This window comes from Plantibacter sp. CFBP 8798, from assembly GCF_014841195.1.
Classification (GTDB): domain Bacteria; phylum Actinomycetota; class Actinomycetes; order Actinomycetales; family Microbacteriaceae; genus Plantibacter; species Plantibacter auratus.
Genome location: NZ_JACYTS010000001.1, coordinates 1046917 through 1064773 on the forward strand (window position 1 = coordinate 1046917; position 17857 = coordinate 1064773).

Below are 17857 nucleotides of genomic sequence, written 5' to 3' on the forward strand. Positions count from 1 at the left end.
GTCAAGGAAAACGTTGACGTTCTCTGAACGTCTCGAACGGCACGGTAGATAACCGACACTCGGGGGTTGCTCGATCAGCGTCCGTACGATCCCGGAGTCCCCACACCCTTTCGAGAGGAACATCATGCGCGTCCTGGTTGCCGAGGACGAGGTCTACCTCGCCGAGGCGGTCCGAGCCGGTCTGCGGCAGGCGGCGATCGCCGCGGACGTCGTGCACGACGGCGACGCAGCGCTCGAGGCGCTCACGATCAACGACTACGACGTCCTGCTCCTCGACCGGGACCTGCCTGGCACCCACGGCGACGAGGTGTGCCGAACGGTGGTCGCCGAGCATCCCGGTGTCCGCGTCATGATGCTGACGGCGGCACGCCGACTCGACGACACCGTGTCCGGCCTCGGCCTCGGGGCCGACGACTACCTGGTGAAGCCGTTCGAGTTCCCGGAGCTCGTGGCCAGGCTCCGCGCGCTCGCCCGGCGCACGGCGGAGTCGCGCCCTCCGGTCCTCGAGCGTGCCGGAGTGCGAGTCGACCCGTTCCGGCGGGAGGTCTTCCGCGACGGCGTGTACGTGAAGCTGGCACGCAAGGAGTTCGCGGTCCTCGAGCAGCTGCTGCTCGCCGACGGAGGGGTCGTGAGCGCCGAGACCCTCCTCGAGAAGGCCTGGGACGAGAACGTCGACCCGTTCACGAACACCATCCGCGTGACCATCTCGAACCTCCGCCGACGCCTCGGCTCACCGTGGGTGATCACGACCGTCCCGGGGGCGGGCTACCGGATCGAGGGCGACTGATGCCGCGTTCCGGCGCAGCGGGGTTGCTCAGCCGCCACCGCTTGACGGTGCGTCTGCGCTTGACGCTGACGTACGCGCTGCTGTTCACCGTCGCCGGCTCGAGCATGCTCGCGCTCATCTACGCCTTCATGCGGTACGTCCCGACGTACGCGATCACCGCGGTGCGGGCCGACGAGGCCATGGACGGCGCGACCCGTTGGCGGTCGACCGCGCCGACCGAGGTCGCCGGGGCGGCCACCTATCAGCCGGCCGAGGGGCTGACCTCGGCGAACGGTACTGCGGCCCTCGTCGTCTCGGACCAGAGCGACATCCTGAACACGCTCCTCGTCTGGTCGCTCATCGTGCTCGTCGTCCTCGCGGCGGCGAGCGCGTGGGGTGGCTGGATCCTGTCGGGCCGGCTGCTGCGCCCGCTGCACGCGATCAACGTGGCCGCGCAGCGGGCGGCGACGGGATCCTTCGACCATCGGGTCGCCCTCGCCGGCCCGCGGGACGAGATCACCGACCTCTCCGACACCTTCGACCACATGCTCGAGCGGCTCGACCGGTCGTTCCGCGCCCACCAACGGTTCGCGGCGAACGCCTCGCACGAGCTGCGCACCCCGCTCGCGACGACCCAGGCGATGCTCGACGTCGCCGCGACCAGCGACGACCTCGACGACGACACCGTCAGGGGACTCATCGCCCGGCTCCGTGAGACGAACACGCGCAGCATCCAGACCGTCGAGGCCGTGCTCGACCTCGCCGACCTCGAGCACTCGGAGCTGCGGGGTGAGAACGTGGCACTCGGAGAGCTGGCTTCCGAGGCATGCGTCGCCGCAGCCTCCGCGGCTCGAGCGCGCGGGATCGACTGCACGGCCGAGGTGCAGGACCTCGCGGTCTGGGGCGACGAGGCCATGCTGCACCAGCTGTGCGGGAACCTCCTGCAGAACGCCGTCCGGCACAACGTCGACGGTGGTTTCGTGCGGGTCTCGCTGCGCCGGTCGGGCGGTCCGGCGGGCGGCGCGGTGGTCCTCCGGGTCGAGAACTCCGGGGAGTCGATCCCGGTGGACGTGGTCGCGAGGCTCACCGAACCGTTCTACCGCGCCGGCGGCCGGGTCGCGCGGGGTCCGGAGCGGTCACGCGGGCTCGGACTCGCCATCGTGGAGAGCATCGCTGAGGTGCACGGGGCTGCGCTCGAGCTCACCGCGCGGTCGGAGGGTGGGCTGGTGGTGACCGTCACGTTCCCGCCGAGCGGCCCGGACGCCGGCACCGAGGCGTCAGCTCAGCGCGACGTGGCGACGCGCTCGCCGCGAGCCCACACGAAGAAGCCGGCCAGGGTGAACGCCCCGTAGAACAGGTACATCGAGGCCGAGACCCAGTACCCGGCGCCGAACAGGAGCGGCACGCCGACGAGGTCGACCGCGACCCAGATGAGCCAGAACTCCACCCAGCGTTTCGCCATCCCCCAGGTCGCGAGCAGGGAGCCCATGAAGATCCACGCGTCGGCCCAGACCGGCTCGTAGGAGCCGAGTGCCCGGAACACGGGGATCAGGAGCAGCGTGCCGCCGAGCAGGAGGCCGACGAGGACGAGCCGCACCCGCCAGCCGGCCCAGCGGGGCCGGATCACGGCGACCGGACCGGTCGTCGCTTCGACCCGCTCGACCCGACGCCACTGCACCCAGCCGTAGATCGACACGACGATGAACATGAGCTGGCGGCCCGCCTGCCCCAGGAGGTTGGTCGGGTTCGGCGTGTGGAAGACCGCGCCGAGGAAGACGGTCAGGAGGAGCGCGTTCCCGATGATGCCGACGGGCCAGGCCCAGGCGCGGCGACGCATGCCGCCGAGGGCGCTCGCCAGGCCGAACAGGTTGCCGACGACCTCCCGCCAGAGGACCACCTGGTCGCCGACCCTGAACGTCGCGTCGAAGAGCCAGAGGAGGATCCCCACTGCAGTGCTCCGATCGGGTCCGTGGCCAGATGATGCGCGGTCACGCGACCGACGGTCCACCGTACAACGTGCAGAGCCGCCTCCCGATCGGGAGGCGGCTCTGTGACGATCTGCGGCTCGATGGCGCTGTTCGCCGGCTAGCTCGCGGCGGGCAGTCCTCCACCGGCGGCGATGACCTGCTCGAGGAAGGCGTCGGTGGCCTCGGCCTGCTTGCGCATGACGCGCTCGGCCTCCTCGGCGCTACGTGCCTCGGCGGCCGCGACCAGCCCGGTGACGTACGCGGCGAAGATGTCCCACTGGAAGAAGTCGATCGTCGGCAGCGAGGTGTAGGTCACCCGGGTGTTCATCTGACGGGCGACCTGCTGCAGCAGCGAGTTGCCCGAACGCTCGACCATGAAGTCGGCGAAGGCGGAGGACGACCGGAGGACGTGCTTGTCACGCGCTTCGATGTCCGCGAGCACGGCGTCGCCGAGTTCGCGGAACGCCGCGACGTCCTCGTCGGTGAACTGCGGGATGCTCCACCGCGCGCTGAGCTCGTGGAAGCCGTTCAGGAGGCGCAGTGCTTCGGCGTACTGCTCGGCGGTGGGCTTCGCGACGCGGGTGTACCGCTGCGGTGCGGTCTCGACCAGTCCGATGTCGGCGAGCTTGCTGATCGCTTCGCGGATCGGGGTCCTCGAGACGCCGAGCCACTTCTCGAGCTCTTCGTCGTTGAGGCGCTCGCCGGGCTCGAGGGTGCCGTCCTCGATGGCGGTCAGGAGCTGCTCGAAGACGATGTCGCGCAGGAGCTTCCGAGGGCTCGTCTCGACGGTTTTGGGAACAGGCATGGGACTCCGATCGTCGAGCTGGGATATGACCAGTTCAGAATACCGATATCCAAGGTGTGTTGGATAGTTTTGTGCCTCATGTGTTGGTGAACATGCCGGATGCACAGGTGCAGCCGGGTGCGCCGAGCCTTGCTATCCTGGCGCGCACGGCGTACCTCGGAGCGGCAGTAAGGTGAGACCCATGTCGACGGACTCGACGGCCAGCAGGCCCCGCCATCGGCGGATCCATCTCTTCCAGACGCTCGGGGCGCTGCTGGGCGGCGTGACGCGGGTGACCGTGCCCGTCCTCGAGGATGCCGACCGAGCGGCGCTCGTCGCCGAGCTGGGCGAGGTGTCGCGAGTGATCGGCTTGCAGGACCCGGTCGCCTACGCCGAGCTCTCGTGGCCGCTCATGGACCATCTCGTCGCCCTCTGTCCGAATCGCATCTTGGTCACGACCGCTCGCGACGCACTCGCGCTGCTCTCGCCGCAACTCGAGGTCACCGCCGACACCGACTGGCTCGATTGGCCGTCACTCGCGGTGGACTTCCCGATCCTCCGGGATGCGGTCGCGGAGGGGGACGCGATCGCTGCGGAACTGGCCGTGGAACGACTGTGGGGGATGGCCGCGACGCTTCCGTGAAGCATTCCAAATGCTGATATGCTGAAGTCGTCGCTTGCGACACCACTGCCGGAGACGCCGGTCAGGACATTCGGGTTCCTGGCTTGAGCGCCCGGTGGTGAGTCGGGTGGGTGGGTTTCGGGTATCCGCCCACCCGGCGATCTGATCCTCTGGCGACGGAGCGGCCACCTCGATGCAGCTCACGCGTCGGCGCCGCGCTGGCCGCTCCTGACACAGCACAGCCCCCACACCGTCGGGCGCAGGGGCTGTGTGCAGGCGGGTCGCTCAGCCGATGACCGGACCGAACCGCTCCGGGAGGACGCTTTTGGAGACGCGGCGCAGTTCGGAGACCGGGATGGTCAGGACGTCCTGGATCTCGAGGGCGGGCTCCGTCGCGTCGCCCACGGCGGAGGCGTCGGTCACGCCGATGCGCAGCACCGGGTAGCCGCGGCCCTCGCACAGGCCCTGGAACTTGACGTCGTCCTCGCGCGGCACGGACACGATGACGCGACCGGTCGACTCGGAGAAGAGCGCGGTCGTGAGGTCGACGCCGTCGCGGCTGAGCAGCTCACCGAGGAAGACCCGGGCACCGACACCGAAGCGCATGACGCTCTCCGCGAGCGCCTGAGCGAGACCACCGTCGGAGAGGTCGTGGGCGGAGGACACGAGGCCCTCCTTGGCAGCGGCGTGCAGCAGCTCGGCCAGCGTCTTCTCGCCGGCGAGGTCGACCTTCGGCGGCAGGCCACCGAGGTGGTCGTGGATCGTCCCGGCCCAGGCGGAGCCGTCGAGCTCGAGTGACGTGGTGCCGAGGAGGTAGAGGTTGTCGCCCTCGTCCTGCCATCCGCTCGGGATGCGGCGCGCGACGTCGTCGATCACGCCGAGGACGCCGACGACGGGCGTCGGGAAGATCGGGACGTCGCCCGTCTGGTTGTAGAACGACACGTTGCCGCCGGTGACCGGCACGCCGAGCTCGAGGCAGGCGTCCGACAGGCCGGCGACCGCCTCCGAGAACTGCCACATGACCTCGGGGTTCTCCGGCGAGCCGAAGTTCAGGCAGTCGGTGACGGCGGCCGGGACGGCACCGGTGACGGCGACGTTGCGGTAGGCCTCCGCGAGCGCGAGCTGCGCGCCCTGGCGCGGGTCGAGCTGGCAGTAGCGGCCGTTCGCGTCGGTCGCGATGGCGAAGCCGAGGCCGGACTCCTCGTCGACGCGGATCATGCCGCCGTCGTCAGGGAAGGACAGCGCCGTGTTGCCCATGACGTAGTAGTCGTACTGGTTGGTGATCCAGCTCTTGTCGGCGAGGTTCGCCGAGCCGAGGAGTGAGCGGAACTGCTGCTCCAGCTCGGCAGGGGCGTCGGTGCGGGGGAGGGCCGACGCGGAGTCGGCCTGCAGGGCGTCGATCCAGGTGGGGTAGGCGACCGGGCGCTCGTAGACCGGGCCGTCGACCGCGACGGTCGAGGGGTCGACGTTGACGATCTCCTCGCCGTGCCAGTTGATGACGAGGCGACCGGTGTCGGTGACCTCGCCGAGCACGGAGGTCTCGACGTCCCACTTGTCGGTGACCGCGAGGAATGCGTCGAGCTTGCCCGGCTCGACGACGGCCATCATGCGCTCCTGCGACTCCGACATGAGGATCTCCTCGGGCGTGAGCGAGGGATCGCGCAGCAGCACGTGCGAGAGCTCGACGAACATGCCGCCGTCGCCGTTCGCTGCGAGCTCGCTCGTGGCGCAGGAGATGCCGGCGGCACCGAGGTCCTGGATGCCCTCGACGAGACTGTCGCGGTAGAGCTCCAGGCAGCACTCGATGAGCACCTTCTCGGCGAACGGGTCGCCGACCTGGACGGCCGGACGCTTCGTCGGGCCGTTCGCGTCGAAGGAGTCGGACGCGAGGATGGAGGCGCCGCCGATGCCGTCGCCACCGGTGCGGGCACCGAAGAGGACGATCTTGTTGCCGACGCCCGAGGCGTTGGCGAGGCGGAGGTCCTCGTGACGCAGGACACCGACCGACAGGGCGTTGACCAGCGGGTTGCCCTGGTACACCTTGTCGAAGTAGGTCTCGCCGCCGATGTTCGGCAGGCCCAGGCAGTTGCCGTAGGAGGAGATGCCGGCGGTGACACCGTGCACGACGCGCGCGGTGTCGGGGTGGTCGATGTCGCCGAAGCGGAGCTGGTCCATGACGGCGACCGGTCGGGCGCCCATCGAGATGATGTCGCGGACGATGCCGCCGACGCCAGTGGCCGCACCCTGGAAGGGCTCGATGTAGGAGGGGTGGTTGTGGCTCTCGACCTTGAAGGTCACGGCCCAGCCCTCGCCGACGTCGATGACGCCGGCGTTCTCGCCCATGCCGACCATGAGGTTCTTCTTCATGTCGTCGGTGACCTTCTGGCCGAACTGGCGCAGGTAGATCTTGCTGGACTTGTAGGAGCAGTGCTCGCTCCACATGACCGAGTACATGGCGAGCTCGCCGCTCGTGGGACGACGGCCGAGGATCTCGCGGATCTTCGCGTACTCGTCGGCCTTCAGGCCGAGGGCGCCGTAGGGCTGCTCGCGGTCCGGTGTCGCGACGGCGTTCTCGACGGTGTCGGCGACGGCGGAGCTGGTGGGGGTGGTGGTCGTCACGAGGGCAGGACTCCAAAGGAAGTGGTGGGATGCCGGACCCACCAATCTTAGCGGCGCGCGGCGACGAACAGATCCTCGGATGGGCGTCGGAGGTCGACGCCGATTCGTCACGGTGCGGTGCCTGATTCGCGGTCTCTTCACGAGCTTCGAGATCGACCGTGACGATCGGTGCGATGGTTGCGTCCTATCACTAACGAAGCGATCAACCGCTCGCTCGAGACGAACCAGGAAGGGCAACACCATGTCGAACACCACCAACTCCCCGAAGCCCACCGTCACGAAGGGTGTCGTCGGCGAGAACAACGCCGCCACGCAGACGAACACCCACGGCAAGACGGTCATCGACAACGGCGTGGTCGCGAAGATCGCCGGCATCGCAGCCCGCGAGGTCCGCGGCGTGCACGCCCTCGGTGGTGGCGCAGCCCGTGCCTTCGGTGCCATCCGCGACGCCATCGGCTCCTCCGACCTGTCGCAGGGCATCCGCGTCGAGGTCGGCGAGACCCAGGTCGCCGTCGACGTCGTGATCGTCGCCGACTACCCGGTCGACCTGCAGGCCGTCGCGAGCGAGGTCCGCGCCTCCATCATCCGCGCGATCGAGCAGTTCGTCGGCATGGAGGTCACCGAGGTCAACGTGACCGTCAGCGACGTCTTCATCCCGTCCGACGACGAGGACCAGAACGCCGAGGCGCGAGTCCAGTGACCGCCACCAACACCGGCATCCTGATCGGTGCCGTCCTCGCACTCAGCTGGGTGGCCTTCGGGTTCTGGGCGTTCGTGTTCGTCGCGGTCGCGATGGGGATCGGCGCCCTCGTGGCCCGCATCGTCACCGGCCAGACCGACCTGAACGCGATCGTCGACGCCGTCCGCGGGAAGCGCGTCTCGTCATGACCACCGCCGTCCTCGACCGGGGTGTCCCCTCGGTCGCCGAAGCTCCCGGCGTGCACCCGCACGGCGGGCCGGGCCGGACGCGGATCACCGCGAAGGCCCTCGAGCACGTCGCCGTGAACATCGCGGCCGAATCGCTCGGGGTCCCGGCGGGACGCGTGAAGGTCGAGCTGGCCGACGACCGGGGCGCACTCGCGCTCATCGTCACCTCGCCGATGCGTGCGATCCCGCTGGCGCGCGTCTCGGCCACCCCCGACGCGCTCCAGCGCTCCGGGGGCTCCATCGTCGAGCGCGTCTCGGCCGCCACCGGTGCCATCGCCGCTCGCGTCGAGCAGTTGTCCGGTTCGAGCGTCTCGCGCGTCTCCATCCGCGTGAGCGGACTCGAGATCGACCAGGAAGGACGCGTCTCATGACCGCCACAGCAGCCACGACCCCGGTCACCGGCCCGACGCGGGTGCTCCGGCGCCTGGCTCGCCGCGAACTGCACTCGCCGCGCTCGACCGCCGCGATCCTCCTCGCGGTCCTGCTCGTGCTCGTCGCGCTCTGGATCGCCGTGGAGACGGTGCTCGCCCTCATCGGCGTCCGCCCGCTCCTCGTCGCCCCGGGTGAGATCCCGGGAGCCGCGGCCAGCCTGCCGACGACGCAGCCCGTCATCCTCGCCGTCGCGGGCGCACTCGTGCTCCTGCTCGGGGTGGTCCTCATCGGGATCGCGCTCGGACCGGGGCGTCGTCACCGCCATCTGTTGTCGACCGGGCGCGTACTCGCGGTCGTCGATGACGAGGTCATCGCGTCGGCCCTCGCACAGCGCGCTTCGACGACGGCTGCCACGCATCCTGACGGCACCTCCGTGGCCGTCGGCCGGCGGAGCGCCGCGATCCGGATCACCCCCGCCAGCGGCATGCCCGTCGACCGGTCCGAGGTCGACCGCGCCGTCGCCGCCGACCTCGACGCGTTCGGCCTGCAGCCGTCGCTCCGGGCGACCACCTCCATCTCGTCGAACGGGAAGGTCGGACAGTGAACTCCACCAACCGCGGATTGAACCGTCTGCTCATCCTCCTCATCGGACTCGTGTTCGTCGTGATCGGGGCGGCGGCGCTCGCCGTCGTCACCGTGCCCGTCGTCGCCGACTGGTGGCGCGACAACCGTGACGCGGTGCTCGACACGATCGACGGCTGGTTCGCCTGGAACCCGTTCGCCGCTGCGCCCGGCGCGGACGCCGGACAGACGGCCCCGGTCCTCGTCCCAATCGTCGGGATCGTGCTACTCGTGATCGTCGCCGCCCTGCTCATCCCGTTCGTCCTGCGTCAGGGTCGTGGCCGTTCCGGCGTCGTGCATCGCGCGACCGTCGAGCACGGCGACATCGTGCTCGAGACGGACGTCCCGGCCAACGCGCTCGGCGATGCGCTCGACGACACCGAAGCGTTCTCATCCGTCCGCGTCTCCGCCTGGGACGTGAACCGGGCGCAGGCGCTCAAGGTCGCCGTCACCTGCCGGCGCGGCGTCTCACCCCGCACGGCGGTGGAAACCGTCAGCACGGCGGTGGAGTCGCTCGACCGCCTGCTCGGCGTCGAGCTCCCCGTCCTCGTCGAGGTCGGCGGCGGCTTCCGCGCCGCCAAGCCGAAGCGCGTCCTCCAGTGACCGTCACTGATCCGGACGTGCCGGCGCAATTGCAAGCCCCCGTCCGAATCGGCTGATCCGCAGCCGCGCGTCGCAGAATGCCAGTGTCGCGGGAAGAACCATCGGGACACATCAACGCCCCACGGCGATCCGTGGGAGAGGGAGCAACATCATGGGTAAGAAGATCCTCCTCATCATCGTCGGCCTCATCGCCTTCGGTGCCTACACGCTCGGCGCGAAGGCCGGACGCACCCGGTACCGCGAGATCAAGCACGCCGCAGAAGAGTTCTGGAACGACCCTCGCGTCGAGAAGGCGCGCAAGAAGGCCGTGAAGAACGCGAAGAAGGCCACGGCGAAGGCCCAGAAGGAAGTCCAGAAGAAGCTCCACTGAGCCCCTTCGCCCGCCCGTCCTCGGGTGGAACGCCGCCCGCTCACCCAGGTCTGGGAGAGCGGGCGGCGTTCGTGCTCACAACACCTTCGACAGGAACGCGCGCGTCCTGGCGTGCTGCGGATTGGCGAGTACCTCGCGGGGCGCTCCCGTCTCCACGACGACGCCGCCGTCCATGAACACGAGCGAGTCGGCCACCTCCCGGGCGAACCCCATCTCGTGCGTGACGACGATCATCGTCATGCCGTCCTTCGCGAGTCCCTTCATGACGTCGAGGACCTCGCCGACCAGCTCCGGGTCGAGTGCCGAGGTCGGCTCGTCGAACAGCATGAGCTTCGGGTCCATCGCGAGGGCCCGCGCGATCGCGACCCGCTGCTGCTGACCGCCTGACAGGTGGCCGGGGTACGCCGCCGCCTTGTCGCTCAGACCGACCCGGTCCAGGAGTTCCCGGCCGCGCTGCTCGGCGACCGCGCGCCGTTGGCCTTTCACCTGCATGGGTGCCTCGATGATGTTCTCGAGCGCCGTCATGTGGGGGAACAGATTGAACCGCTGGAACACCATGCCGATGTCGCGCCGCTGCTTCGCCGCCTCCTTGGGCTTCAACTCGTAGAGCTTGTCGCCCCGCTCGCGGTAGCCGATGAGGTCACCCTCGACGAGCAACCGTCCGCCGTCGACCCGCTCCAGGTGGTTGATGCAGCGCAGGAAGGTCGACTTGCCGGAGCCCGACGGCCCGACCAGGCACATCACCTCGCCGCGTCGTACCGTGAGCGAGATGTCCTTGAGGACCGTGTTCGAGCCGAAGGACTTCACCACGCCCTCCGCGCGGACCATGTCGGTCGTGTCCGTGATCGTCATCGTCGTTCTCCGCTCTCGCCGTCGGCAGGACTCTGCTTGGCGCGCGCCTCGGCCTCCTGGACCTGGATGGCCTCGGTCGTGACCGGTGCCCCCGCGTCGATCCTGGTGAGCCCGCGCGCGAACCGCTTCTCCAGGAAGTACTGACCCACCATCAGGATCGAGGTGAACAGCAGGTACCAGAGCGACGCGACGATGAGCAGCGGGATCGGGTTGAACGTCTCGGACGAGATGTCCCGCGACCTCGTGTAGAGCTCCTGCGTGAACGGGACGGCCGTCACGAGCGAGGTGGTCTTGAGCATCGAGATCACCTCGTTGCCCGTCGGCGGGATGATGATCCGCATCGACTGCGGCAGGATGACCCGCCGCATCGTCTGCGCCCAACTCATCCCGAGCGCCGTCGACGCCTCCTCCTGTCCGCGGTCCACCGACAGCAGACCGGCGCGCACGATCTCCGACATGTAGGCGGCCTCGTTGAGCGCCAGCCCGATGACGGCGATCCAGAAGGTGTTCAGCGCGGCGTCCGTCGGCAGCTGCGCGATCGGCGGGAGGAACGGCAGGCCGATGTTGAGCGTCGGATAGATCGTCGCGAGCAGGCCCCAGAAGACCAGCTGCACGTAGACCGGCGTCCCGCGGAACAGCCAGACGAAGCCCCATGCGATGGCCTTGAGCACCGGGTTCGGCGACAGTCGCATGATCGCGAGCACGACGCCGAGGACGATGGCGCCGATCATCGAGTACACCGTCAGCTGCAGTGTGATGAGCGCTGCCATGGTGATCCGCCGGTCGAAGACGTACTTGCCGACGGCCGGCCAGTCGTACGCCGGCCGCGTCGCCGCGTCGACCACGAAGGCGACGAGCAACAGCACGATGATGACGGCGAACACGTTCCGCCAGGGATGGCGGAGCTTGACGACCTTCAACGGCACCGGGGGCGCGGACGCCGTTCCGGTGGTTCTGGAGTCGCTCATGGTCAGCTCGTCGCGCCGTTGATGTCGATCTTGTCGATGGCGCCGGACTCGACGCCCCACTTGCTCAGGATCGAGCCGTAGGTGCCGTCCTCCATGAGGGACTGCAGGGCGGCCTGGAGGGCCTTGCCGAGGTCGCCACGGTCCTTCGCGATCGGCATGCCGTAGAGGAACGTGGAGTAGACGTCACCGGAGAGTTCGAGCTTCCCGTCGCTCTGCTGGACGGCGTACTGCACGACCGGGGAGTCGGCGGTCATCGCATCGGCGCGGCCGAGCGTGACCGCTGCCGTCGCCTCGTCCTGCGTGTCGTAGCCGAGGGCCTCGATCGCGGGCTTGCCGGCGTCCGTGCAGGCCTGTGACTTGGCGGGGACGTCGTCGAGGGCCTCCGTCGTGCCGTTCTGGACGGCGACCTTCAGCCCACAGGCGTTGTCGGGGTCGACGGACTTGCCCGCGAGGGTCGCCCACTGGATCCCGGCCGTGAAGTAGTCGACCATGTCGACCTGCTGCTGACGCTCCTTGGTGTCGAAGAAGGACGACAGCCCGACGTCGTACTTGCCACCGGTGATGCTCGGGATGATGTTGTCGAACTTCGCCACCTGGTAGTCGGTGGTGAGGCCGAGCTTGCCGGCCATCGCGTCGGCGAGCTCGATCTCCCAACCGATCGGGTCGCCGTTCGCGTCCTTGAACTCGTTGGGCGCGTAGGTCGCGTCGGTGCCGAGGATGAGCTTGCCGGCCTGACGGATGTCGTCGGGGAGCAGGGCCTCGGCGGCCTTGTCGACGGTCACCGCGGCAGCTGAGCCGGTGGCGTCGGGTGTGGCGACCTCGTTGTTGACGCAGCCGGTGAGCAGCAGCGCGGCGGCGGCCGTGAGTGCGGCCGGGAGCAGGTATCGGTTCTTCATGTCAGGTTCCTTGCTCGGTTGATGTGGTGGTGGAGGTGAAGACGCGGCGTCCGGCGATCCAGGTCCCGACGGTCCTGGTGTGCGCGATCTCGGTGGTGGGGCCGGCGAACGGGTCGCGATCGACGAGGACGAGGTCTGCGACGGCGCCGACCTCGATCACTCCGGTGTCGTCGCGGTGGTCGATCCGGTTGGACCCGTGCGTGTACGCGGCGATCGCCGCCCCGAGCGTCAGCGACTGTCCCGGGTTGAGCGGTTCGGGGTGGTGGTCGGGATCGTCGGCCGGCAGCGTCCGGTTGACGGCCACATGCAGGGCCTGCCACGGGTCGGGAGTCGTGACGGGCCAGTCCGATCCGGCGCAGAGCAGGGTGCCGAGTCGTGCCGCATCGCCGAACGGATACTGCCAGGAGGCGCGTTCCTCGCCGAGCAGGGGCAGGTTCAGCTCGACCATCTGGGGCTCCCACGTGGCCCAGAGCGCCTGCATGTTCATCGTGACGCCGAGTCGGGCGAACCGCGGCAGGTCGTCGGGGTGGACGATCTGCACGTGCGCGATGTGGTGCCGGTTGTCGCTCTCGCCGTTGCGCTCCCGCGCGGCCTCGAGGGCGTCGAGGCACTCGCGGACCGCCCGGTCGCCGATCGCGTGGAAGTGGACCTGGAATCCGGCGGCGTCGAGCCTCGTGACCGCCTCGACGAGGGTCGCGGGCTCCAGGAAGGAGATGCCGCGCTCGGGCGCGGTGTCGCCACAGTGGCAGGTGCGGAGGTAGGGGTCGATCATCGCGGCGGTCCGGTTCTCGGGGATGCCGTCCTGCATGATCTTGACGGTGCCCGCCGTGAATCGCCCGGTCGTCGTCCCGAGGGCTGCGGCGCGGCGTGCGATCGCGTCGCGGCGTGCGATGAGTTCGTCGATCTGCTCGAGTCCACGATCCCGGTCCCACCAGAGCGCCCCCACGACGTCGCTGGTGAGTGACCCGTCCGCCATCGCCTGCAGGTAGGCGTCGCTCGTGTCGGTGTGACTGCCGTAGTCGCCGACGATCGCATCCTGCCAGCCGGTGACGCCGAAGCCGTGGAGGGTCTGCTGGGCTGCGACGAGGGCTGCCGCGACGTCCTCGTCGGTGTCGACGGGGACGAACCGGGACACGAGCGAGCGGGCACCCTCGTGGAGCATGCCGTTCGGGGTGCCGTCCGCGTCCCGCTCGATCCGGCCGTCAGCGGGGTCCGGTGTGGTGTGGTCGATGCCGGCGAGACGGAGTGCCGCGGTGTTCACCCAGGCGCCGTGGTGGTCGCGGTTCTGGAGGAAGACGGGGCGGTCCGGCACCACCCGGTCGAGGTCCGCGGCGAGCGGGGTGCCGCCGGGGAAGGCGGCCTGTTGCCAGCCGCCGCCGACGATCCACGGGCGCTCGGGGTGGGCCTCGGCGTAGGCGGCGATCGTGGCGAGATACTCCTCGGGGGTGCGCTCGGCCGACAGGTCGCACGCGAGCTGTTCGAGTCCGGCCTCGACGGGGTGGACGTGCGCATCGACGAAGCCGGGGAGCAGCAGACCGCCTCGGAGGTCCACGATCTCGGTGTCGGGACCGATCGCCGCGCGCGCGTCGGCGTCGAGGGCGACGATCCGGCCGTCGGAGACGGCGACGGCACCGGTCTGCGGCGTGAGCAGGGCGTTCCGGAAGACGGTGCCTCCGGTGAAGACCGTGTCCGCGTTGCTCGTCATATCACCTGCTCGAAGCGTCGGTGGTGCCGTCTGGCCGGCGCGTCATCCTCGGCGCGCTAGCGGTATCGAGAGCATAACCCGGATCGAGGTGACGGATTCGTGCGTCGGATCGCGTTTCTGCAACGGATTCCTCCAGCCGTGGCGTCAGCGCACGCGAACGGGCCCGGAGCATGTGCTCCGGGCCCGGCTGATTGCAGGAGGTGTGGACGCGGCTCAGGCGACGAGCGTGCGCAGTCCTTCGATCAGGGGCGTGGTCGGACGCCCGATCAGCCGACCGAGGTCGCCGCTCGTGTCGGCGAGGAGCCCGTCACGGGTGTTGCCGTCGAGGGCGACGACGAATCCCGCGGTGCCCTCATCGAGACCGGCGGCCAGCAGGGCCGTCAGGTGGTCCTCGGGAGAGAGGTCCTGGTACGCGACCTCGCGGCCGATGACCTCGCCGATCGCCTGCGCCAGCTCGTTGTGCGACCACGCGACGTCGCCGGCGAGCTCGTAGGCCTTGCCCTCGTGGCCGTCGGTCGTGAGGACGACGGCGGCCGCCTCCGCGTAGTCGGTACGCGACGCGCTCGACACGAGACCGTCGCCGACGCTCCCGACGAACGATCCGGTCGCCTTGGCCTGGTCGACGGACTGGCCGTAGTTCTCGGTGTACCAGCCGTTGCGGAGGATGGTGAAGGGGAGGCCGGACGCGTGGATGAGCTCCTCGGTCGCCTTGTGCTCGGGGGCGAGGATCAGTGGGGAGGTGTCGGCCCGGAGCGCGCTCGTGTAGACGAGGCGGGCGACGCCGGCGCGCTTGGCGGCGTCGATGACCGCGGCGTGCTGGGCGACGCGCTGGCCGACCTCGCTGCTGGAGACGAGCAGGACCGTGTCACCGGCCTCGAGGGCGGCGTCGAGGGTGGCCGGGTCGGCGAAGTCTACCTTCGCGGTACGGACGCCCTGCGCGGCGAGATCGGCGAGCGCCTCGGTCCGGCGGCCGGTGGCGACGATGGTGGCGGGGTCGGTGCCGCGGGCGAGCAGGTGCTCGACGACGAGGTGGCCGAGCTGGCCGGTGGCTCCGGTGACGACGAGAGACATGTGAGGTCCTTTCGATGGGGTTCGCTGAGGAGGAACCCGCTTCCGATCACATTACTTCCCGATCTGCAGTACCCACTTTGAGGTAAGCTACTGTCCGACAAGTAAGGAATGAGTCATGACGAGCGTAGACACGCAGCTGGGAAGACGCCCCGGATTCACCGACGGCATCCTGCCTGCCGCCTGCCCCTCGCGCACGGTGCTCGACCACGTGACCAGCAAGTGGGGCGTCCTCGTCCTCCTGGCGCTGTCCGACGGCACCCATCGCTGGGGTGAGCTGCGACGGGTGGTCCAGGGCATCAGCGAGAAGATGCTGGCCCAGACACTCCGCACGCTCGAGGAGGACGGCCTCGTCGTCCGCGTCGCACACCCCGAGATCCCGCCCCGTGTCGAGTACAGCCTGAGCGACCGCGGTCGCGACCTCAACGAGCACCTGATGCCCTTGATGGCGTGGATCGACCACAACGCGTCGGAGATCCTCGGACGCTAGGCGGTCCGGCCGAGTGCCGCAAGGACGTCCACGAGCGTCGATGGGTCGCCGACGTTCCCCGGGACGACCACGTAGAGCTTCTCCTCGTCCTCGGGTGTCACCACGCTCCACACCGAGACCCCGGGCAGTACCTGTCCGAGGACGCGCGCCCGCCTGGCGCCGAGGCCGACCCGGGCGACCTCGGCGGAGGTGATGCCGCCCTTCGACACGACGACCTCCACCGATCCTCGGAGCGCAGCGGTCGCCGACGTCAGTGCGGTCATCACCCGCTCGCCGTGGTCGAGCGTGTTGTGCGAGGCGTCCCGTTCCCGCTCGGACGAGATCGCGGCGAACCCCGTCGCGGCGAGTCTCGCTCGAGCGGCCTCCGCCACTGCCCGTCCGGTGGCGACGGCATCCTGGAGGGCGTCGCTCGTGGGGACGATCTCGGCGGGCCCGAACGCCGCCTCGACGGGCGCGAGCTGTCGCGTCGCACCGATGGTGTGGGAGCCGCAGACGAGGAGCGCGGCGACCGGCTCCGCGACGAGCGGCGAGGGGAGGAGGCCGTCGCTCTCGACACCCGCGATGGCTGCAGCGAGGGGGGACGCGGACCGGACGACCACGTCGGCTCCGTCGGCCCAGGCCGCCGTGATGGCCTGCGCGATGATCCGGACGTCGTCTCCCGTCTCCGCGTCCGGAAGGAGCACCGTTCCGGGAGCGGCGTCACGGAGAGCTGCACGGAACTCGGCGGCGCCGTCGCGAAGACCCGCCAGACCGAAGTGGGCGGTCTCCCGCCCGGACTGCTCGCGCACGTAGTCCGGCAGGTGTCCCGAGCGGAACGGGAACACGGGGTCCTGGGCGTACTCCGTCTCGTGGGCCGGCAGTGTCTCGTCACCGATCCGGACGTAGTGGGTGCCGTCGATGGTCGTGCGCCCGCCCTCCGGGAAGGCCGGGACGAACACGATGACGCTGCGGTCCCCGGTGAAGACGGCGGTCTCGGGGAACACATGCCCGCGCAGGGTCGAGTCGCCTCGGAGGACGATGTGGATGCGTTCTCCGAGACGACGGCCGGCCTCCGCCGCCTGCTCGCGGGTGCGTTCCAGGAGCGCGACGGCCTCGTCCTCCGGGACGGCGCGGGTGTTGGTGAGCAGGTAGACCGCGTCGGCTCCGCCGAGGGCCTGCTCGATGAGGTCGGCGTCCCACTCCAGCAGGACGTCGACGCCGGAGGCCGACTGCGTGCCGGTGGGGTCGTCGTCGAGGATGAGGGTCTTCATGCGTCGGGCTCCTGGTAGGTCTCGATCACTCGGGAGTCGTCGCGTGCGCCGAGGCCGGACGCCGCAGCGGCGAGGAAGCGTTCGCGCGCTGCGTCGAGGACGGGGGTCGCGGCTCCGGCGGCGCTCGCCGCATCGGCGACGAGGCCGGTGTCCTTGACGAAGATGTCGACGCGGCTCATCACCGGGGCATCGGTGTCCTGCAGCATGCGGGGTCCGCGGTCCGACAGCATCCAGGACGCGGCTGCACCGGACTCGACGAGGGGGAGGACGGCCGCCGGGTCGAGTCCGAGCGAGGATGCGAGGGCGAGGGCTTCGGCGGCAGCGGCGATGTGCACGGCGCAGAGGTGCTGGTTGACGACCTTGATCGCCTGGCCGTCGCCGATGGCTTCGCCGACGATCCTGGCGGTGCCGAGGGCGGCGAGCGGCTCCGCTGCGGCCGCGGTGGCGGCGGGGGATCCGGATACGAACATGGTGAGCTCGCCGGTGCTGGCGCGTGCCACGCCGCCGGTGACCGGTGCGTCGACGACCGCTGCGCCCGCGGCTTCGAGACGGGCGGCCTGCTCGACGACGGAGGCGGGGCCGACGGTGCTCATGATGATCCAGGTCTGGCCGGCGGGATCGGTGTCGGCGAGGGCGAGGGTGACGAGTTCGGCGAGCTGGTCGGGCGTCGCGACCATGACCACGACGGTGTCGGCTTGCGATGCCTCGGTGATGGATCCGACCGCGCTGATGCCGGCGCCGGCCGCGCGTTCCCGTGCGGCGGGGAAGGGGTCGACGCCCGTGACCCGGTGGCCGGCCGCGGCGAGCTGGGTGGCCATCGGCAGGCCGATCGCGCCGATGCCGACGAAGGTGATGGTGTGTGCGGGCTGTGGCGTCGATGCCATGGCGTCCTCCGGTGGATTGGTTGGACCAATCGTAGCTGCCGGTGTCGACGCGGGCAAGCGCCCGGTGGTGGGCGCCCGGCTGTCCGTCGACAC

20 protein-coding genes are annotated in these 17857 nt (G+C 69.9%); 10 read left to right on the top strand and 10 right to left on the bottom strand.

What is annotated here, in order from left to right:
- Positions 1-124: 124 nt before the first annotated feature.
- Together IFU30_RS04995 and IFU30_RS05000 are read left to right on the top strand one after the other, a co-directional pair.
- Positions 125-787 carry a response regulator transcription factor gene (locus IFU30_RS04995; protein ID WP_192004511.1) on the top strand — a complete coding sequence of 221 codons (663 nt, stop codon included), beginning with the start codon at positions 125-127 and terminating at the stop codon, positions 785-787.
- Positions 787-2118, top strand: a complete 1332-nt coding sequence (locus IFU30_RS05000; RefSeq protein ID WP_192004512.1) for a sensor histidine kinase — start codon at positions 787-789, stop codon at positions 2116-2118. Before IFU30_RS04995 ends, IFU30_RS05000 begins: the two co-directional genes overlap by 1 nt.
- Here IFU30_RS05000 and pnuC read toward each other — a convergent pair.
- Both pnuC and IFU30_RS05010 read right to left on the bottom strand, forming a co-directional pair.
- Positions 2049-2714 (bottom strand): nicotinamide riboside transporter PnuC, encoded by a 666-nt coding sequence (gene pnuC, locus IFU30_RS05005; protein ID WP_079705035.1) that lies wholly within the window; start codon positions 2712-2714, stop codon positions 2049-2051. The genes IFU30_RS05000 and pnuC overlap by 70 nt on opposite strands.
- A 137-nt stretch (positions 2715-2851) precedes the next feature.
- Entirely contained in the window at positions 2852-3538 is a 687-nt protein-coding gene (locus IFU30_RS05010) for a GntR family transcriptional regulator (protein WP_124768636.1), read from the bottom strand.
- A 181-nt stretch (positions 3539-3719) separates the two neighbouring features.
- On the opposite strand from IFU30_RS05010, the gene IFU30_RS05015 reads away from it, so the two are divergent.
- Complete coding sequence (locus IFU30_RS05015; RefSeq protein WP_192004513.1) at positions 3720-4160, top strand: FCD domain-containing protein; 441 nt, start codon at positions 3720-3722, stop codon at positions 4158-4160.
- A 264-nt stretch (positions 4161-4424) separates the two neighbouring features.
- Here IFU30_RS05015 and purL read toward each other — a convergent pair whose 3' ends face one another.
- A complete protein-coding gene (gene purL / locus IFU30_RS05020) occupies positions 4425-6758 on the bottom strand; it encodes a phosphoribosylformylglycinamidine synthase subunit PurL (RefSeq protein ID WP_192004514.1) in 2334 nt (777 codons plus the stop codon).
- 241 nt (positions 6759-6999) lie between these two features.
- Between purL and IFU30_RS05025 the strand changes: the two genes are divergently transcribed.
- From IFU30_RS05025 to IFU30_RS05050, 6 genes are all read left to right on the top strand, one after another.
- On the top strand, positions 7000-7458 hold the full coding sequence (locus IFU30_RS05025) for an Asp23/Gls24 family envelope stress response protein (protein ID WP_079001390.1): 459 nt from the start codon (positions 7000-7002) through the stop codon (positions 7456-7458).
- Entirely contained in the window at positions 7455-7646 is a 192-nt protein-coding gene (locus IFU30_RS05030; RefSeq protein WP_056008790.1) for a DUF2273 domain-containing protein, read from the top strand. Before IFU30_RS05025 ends, IFU30_RS05030 begins: the two co-directional genes overlap by 4 nt.
- Positions 7643-8056, top strand: a complete 414-nt coding sequence (locus tag IFU30_RS05035) for a hypothetical protein (RefSeq protein WP_079705038.1) — start codon at positions 7643-7645, stop codon at positions 8054-8056. The genes IFU30_RS05030 and IFU30_RS05035 overlap by 4 nt, the downstream gene beginning before the upstream one ends.
- Complete coding sequence (locus IFU30_RS05040) at positions 8053-8661, top strand: DUF6286 domain-containing protein (protein ID WP_079705039.1); 609 nt, start codon at positions 8053-8055, stop codon at positions 8659-8661. The genes IFU30_RS05035 and IFU30_RS05040 overlap by 4 nt, the downstream gene beginning before the upstream one ends.
- Entirely contained in the window at positions 8658-9281 is a 624-nt protein-coding gene (locus IFU30_RS05045; RefSeq protein WP_192004515.1) for a hypothetical protein, read from the top strand. Before IFU30_RS05040 ends, IFU30_RS05045 begins: the two co-directional genes overlap by 4 nt.
- A gap of 151 nt (positions 9282-9432) precedes the next feature.
- Positions 9433-9651: a hypothetical protein gene (locus IFU30_RS05050; protein ID WP_064294172.1), complete on the top strand. Its 219-nt coding sequence runs from the start codon at positions 9433-9435 to the stop codon at positions 9649-9651.
- Between the two features lie 75 nt (positions 9652-9726).
- On the opposite strand, the gene IFU30_RS05055 is transcribed toward IFU30_RS05050, so the two are convergent.
- The 5 genes from IFU30_RS05055 to IFU30_RS05075 form a co-directional block, all read right to left on the bottom strand.
- Positions 9727-10503 (bottom strand): amino acid ABC transporter ATP-binding protein, encoded by a 777-nt coding sequence (locus IFU30_RS05055; RefSeq protein ID WP_274598595.1) that lies wholly within the window; start codon positions 10501-10503, stop codon positions 9727-9729.
- Positions 10500-11471: an amino acid ABC transporter permease gene (locus IFU30_RS05060; RefSeq protein WP_079705041.1), complete on the bottom strand. Its 972-nt coding sequence runs from the start codon at positions 11469-11471 to the stop codon at positions 10500-10502. The genes IFU30_RS05055 and IFU30_RS05060 overlap by 4 nt, the downstream gene beginning before the upstream one ends.
- Before the next feature lie 2 nt (positions 11472-11473).
- Positions 11474-12367 (bottom strand): ABC transporter substrate-binding protein, encoded by an 894-nt coding sequence (locus IFU30_RS05065; protein WP_192004516.1) that lies wholly within the window; start codon positions 12365-12367, stop codon positions 11474-11476.
- Between the two features lies 1 nt (position 12368).
- Complete coding sequence (locus IFU30_RS05070) at positions 12369-14072, bottom strand: amidohydrolase (protein WP_192004517.1); 1704 nt, start codon at positions 14070-14072, stop codon at positions 12369-12371.
- Between the two features lie 213 nt (positions 14073-14285).
- Entirely contained in the window at positions 14286-15143 is an 858-nt protein-coding gene (locus tag IFU30_RS05075; protein ID WP_191940475.1) for an SDR family oxidoreductase, read from the bottom strand.
- Positions 15144-15258: 115 nt separating this feature from the next.
- Here IFU30_RS05075 and IFU30_RS05080 point away from each other — a divergent pair, with 115 nt between their 5' ends.
- The gene (locus IFU30_RS05080; RefSeq protein ID WP_064294176.1) at positions 15259-15630 is read left to right on the top strand and encodes a winged helix-turn-helix transcriptional regulator; all 372 of its coding nucleotides are present in this window, start codon (positions 15259-15261) and stop codon (positions 15628-15630) included.
- On the opposite strand, the gene IFU30_RS05085 is transcribed toward IFU30_RS05080, so the two are convergent.
- Together IFU30_RS05085 and IFU30_RS05090 are read right to left on the bottom strand one after the other, a co-directional pair.
- The gene (locus tag IFU30_RS05085; RefSeq protein ID WP_192004518.1) at positions 15627-16880 is read right to left on the bottom strand and encodes a four-carbon acid sugar kinase family protein; all 1254 of its coding nucleotides are present in this window, start codon (positions 16878-16880) and stop codon (positions 15627-15629) included. The two genes, IFU30_RS05080 and IFU30_RS05085, sit on opposite strands and share 4 nt — an antisense overlap.
- Positions 16877-17764 (bottom strand): NAD(P)-dependent oxidoreductase, encoded by an 888-nt coding sequence (locus tag IFU30_RS05090; RefSeq protein ID WP_192004519.1) that lies wholly within the window; start codon positions 17762-17764, stop codon positions 16877-16879. Before IFU30_RS05090 ends, IFU30_RS05085 begins: the two co-directional genes overlap by 4 nt.
- Positions 17765-17857 lie beyond the last annotated feature (93 nt).

Excerpts from the sequence above, each read along its gene's own strand:
- IFU30_RS04995 (WP_192004511.1), top strand. The coding sequence starts at position 125 with ATGCGCGTCCTGGTTGCCGAGGACGAGGTCTACCTCGCCGAGGCGGTC.
- IFU30_RS05000 (WP_192004512.1), top strand. The coding sequence starts at position 787 with ATGCCGCGTTCCGGCGCAGCGGGGTTGCTCAGCCGCCACCGCTTGACG.
- IFU30_RS05010 (WP_124768636.1), bottom strand. The coding sequence starts at position 3,538 with ATGCCTGTTCCCAAAACCGTCGAGACGAGCCCTCGGAAGCTCCTGCGC.
- IFU30_RS05015 (WP_192004513.1), top strand. The coding sequence starts at position 3,720 with ATGTCGACGGACTCGACGGCCAGCAGGCCCCGCCATCGGCGGATCCAT.
- IFU30_RS05025 (WP_079001390.1), top strand. The coding sequence starts at position 7,000 with ATGTCGAACACCACCAACTCCCCGAAGCCCACCGTCACGAAGGGTGTC.
- IFU30_RS05035 (WP_079705038.1), top strand. The coding sequence starts at position 7,643 with ATGACCACCGCCGTCCTCGACCGGGGTGTCCCCTCGGTCGCCGAAGCT.
- IFU30_RS05040 (WP_079705039.1), top strand. The coding sequence starts at position 8,053 with ATGACCGCCACAGCAGCCACGACCCCGGTCACCGGCCCGACGCGGGTG.
- IFU30_RS05050 (WP_064294172.1), top strand. The coding sequence starts at position 9,433 with ATGGGTAAGAAGATCCTCCTCATCATCGTCGGCCTCATCGCCTTCGGT.
- IFU30_RS05055 (WP_274598595.1), bottom strand. The coding sequence starts at position 10,503 with ATGACGATCACGGACACGACCGACATGGTCCGCGCGGAGGGCGTGGTG.
- IFU30_RS05060 (WP_079705041.1), bottom strand. The coding sequence starts at position 11,471 with ATGAGCGACTCCAGAACCACCGGAACGGCGTCCGCGCCCCCGGTGCCG.
- IFU30_RS05065 (WP_192004516.1), bottom strand. The coding sequence starts at position 12,367 with ATGAAGAACCGATACCTGCTCCCGGCCGCACTCACGGCCGCCGCCGCG.
- IFU30_RS05070 (WP_192004517.1), bottom strand. The coding sequence starts at position 14,072 with ATGACGAGCAACGCGGACACGGTCTTCACCGGAGGCACCGTCTTCCGG.
- IFU30_RS05075 (WP_191940475.1), bottom strand. The coding sequence starts at position 15,143 with ATGTCTCTCGTCGTCACCGGAGCCACCGGCCAGCTCGGCCACCTCGTC.
- IFU30_RS05080 (WP_064294176.1), top strand. The coding sequence starts at position 15,259 with ATGACGAGCGTAGACACGCAGCTGGGAAGACGCCCCGGATTCACCGAC.
- IFU30_RS05085 (WP_192004518.1), bottom strand. The coding sequence starts at position 16,880 with ATGAAGACCCTCATCCTCGACGACGACCCCACCGGCACGCAGTCGGCC.
- IFU30_RS05090 (WP_192004519.1), bottom strand. The coding sequence starts at position 17,764 with ATGGCATCGACGCCACAGCCCGCACACACCATCACCTTCGTCGGCATC.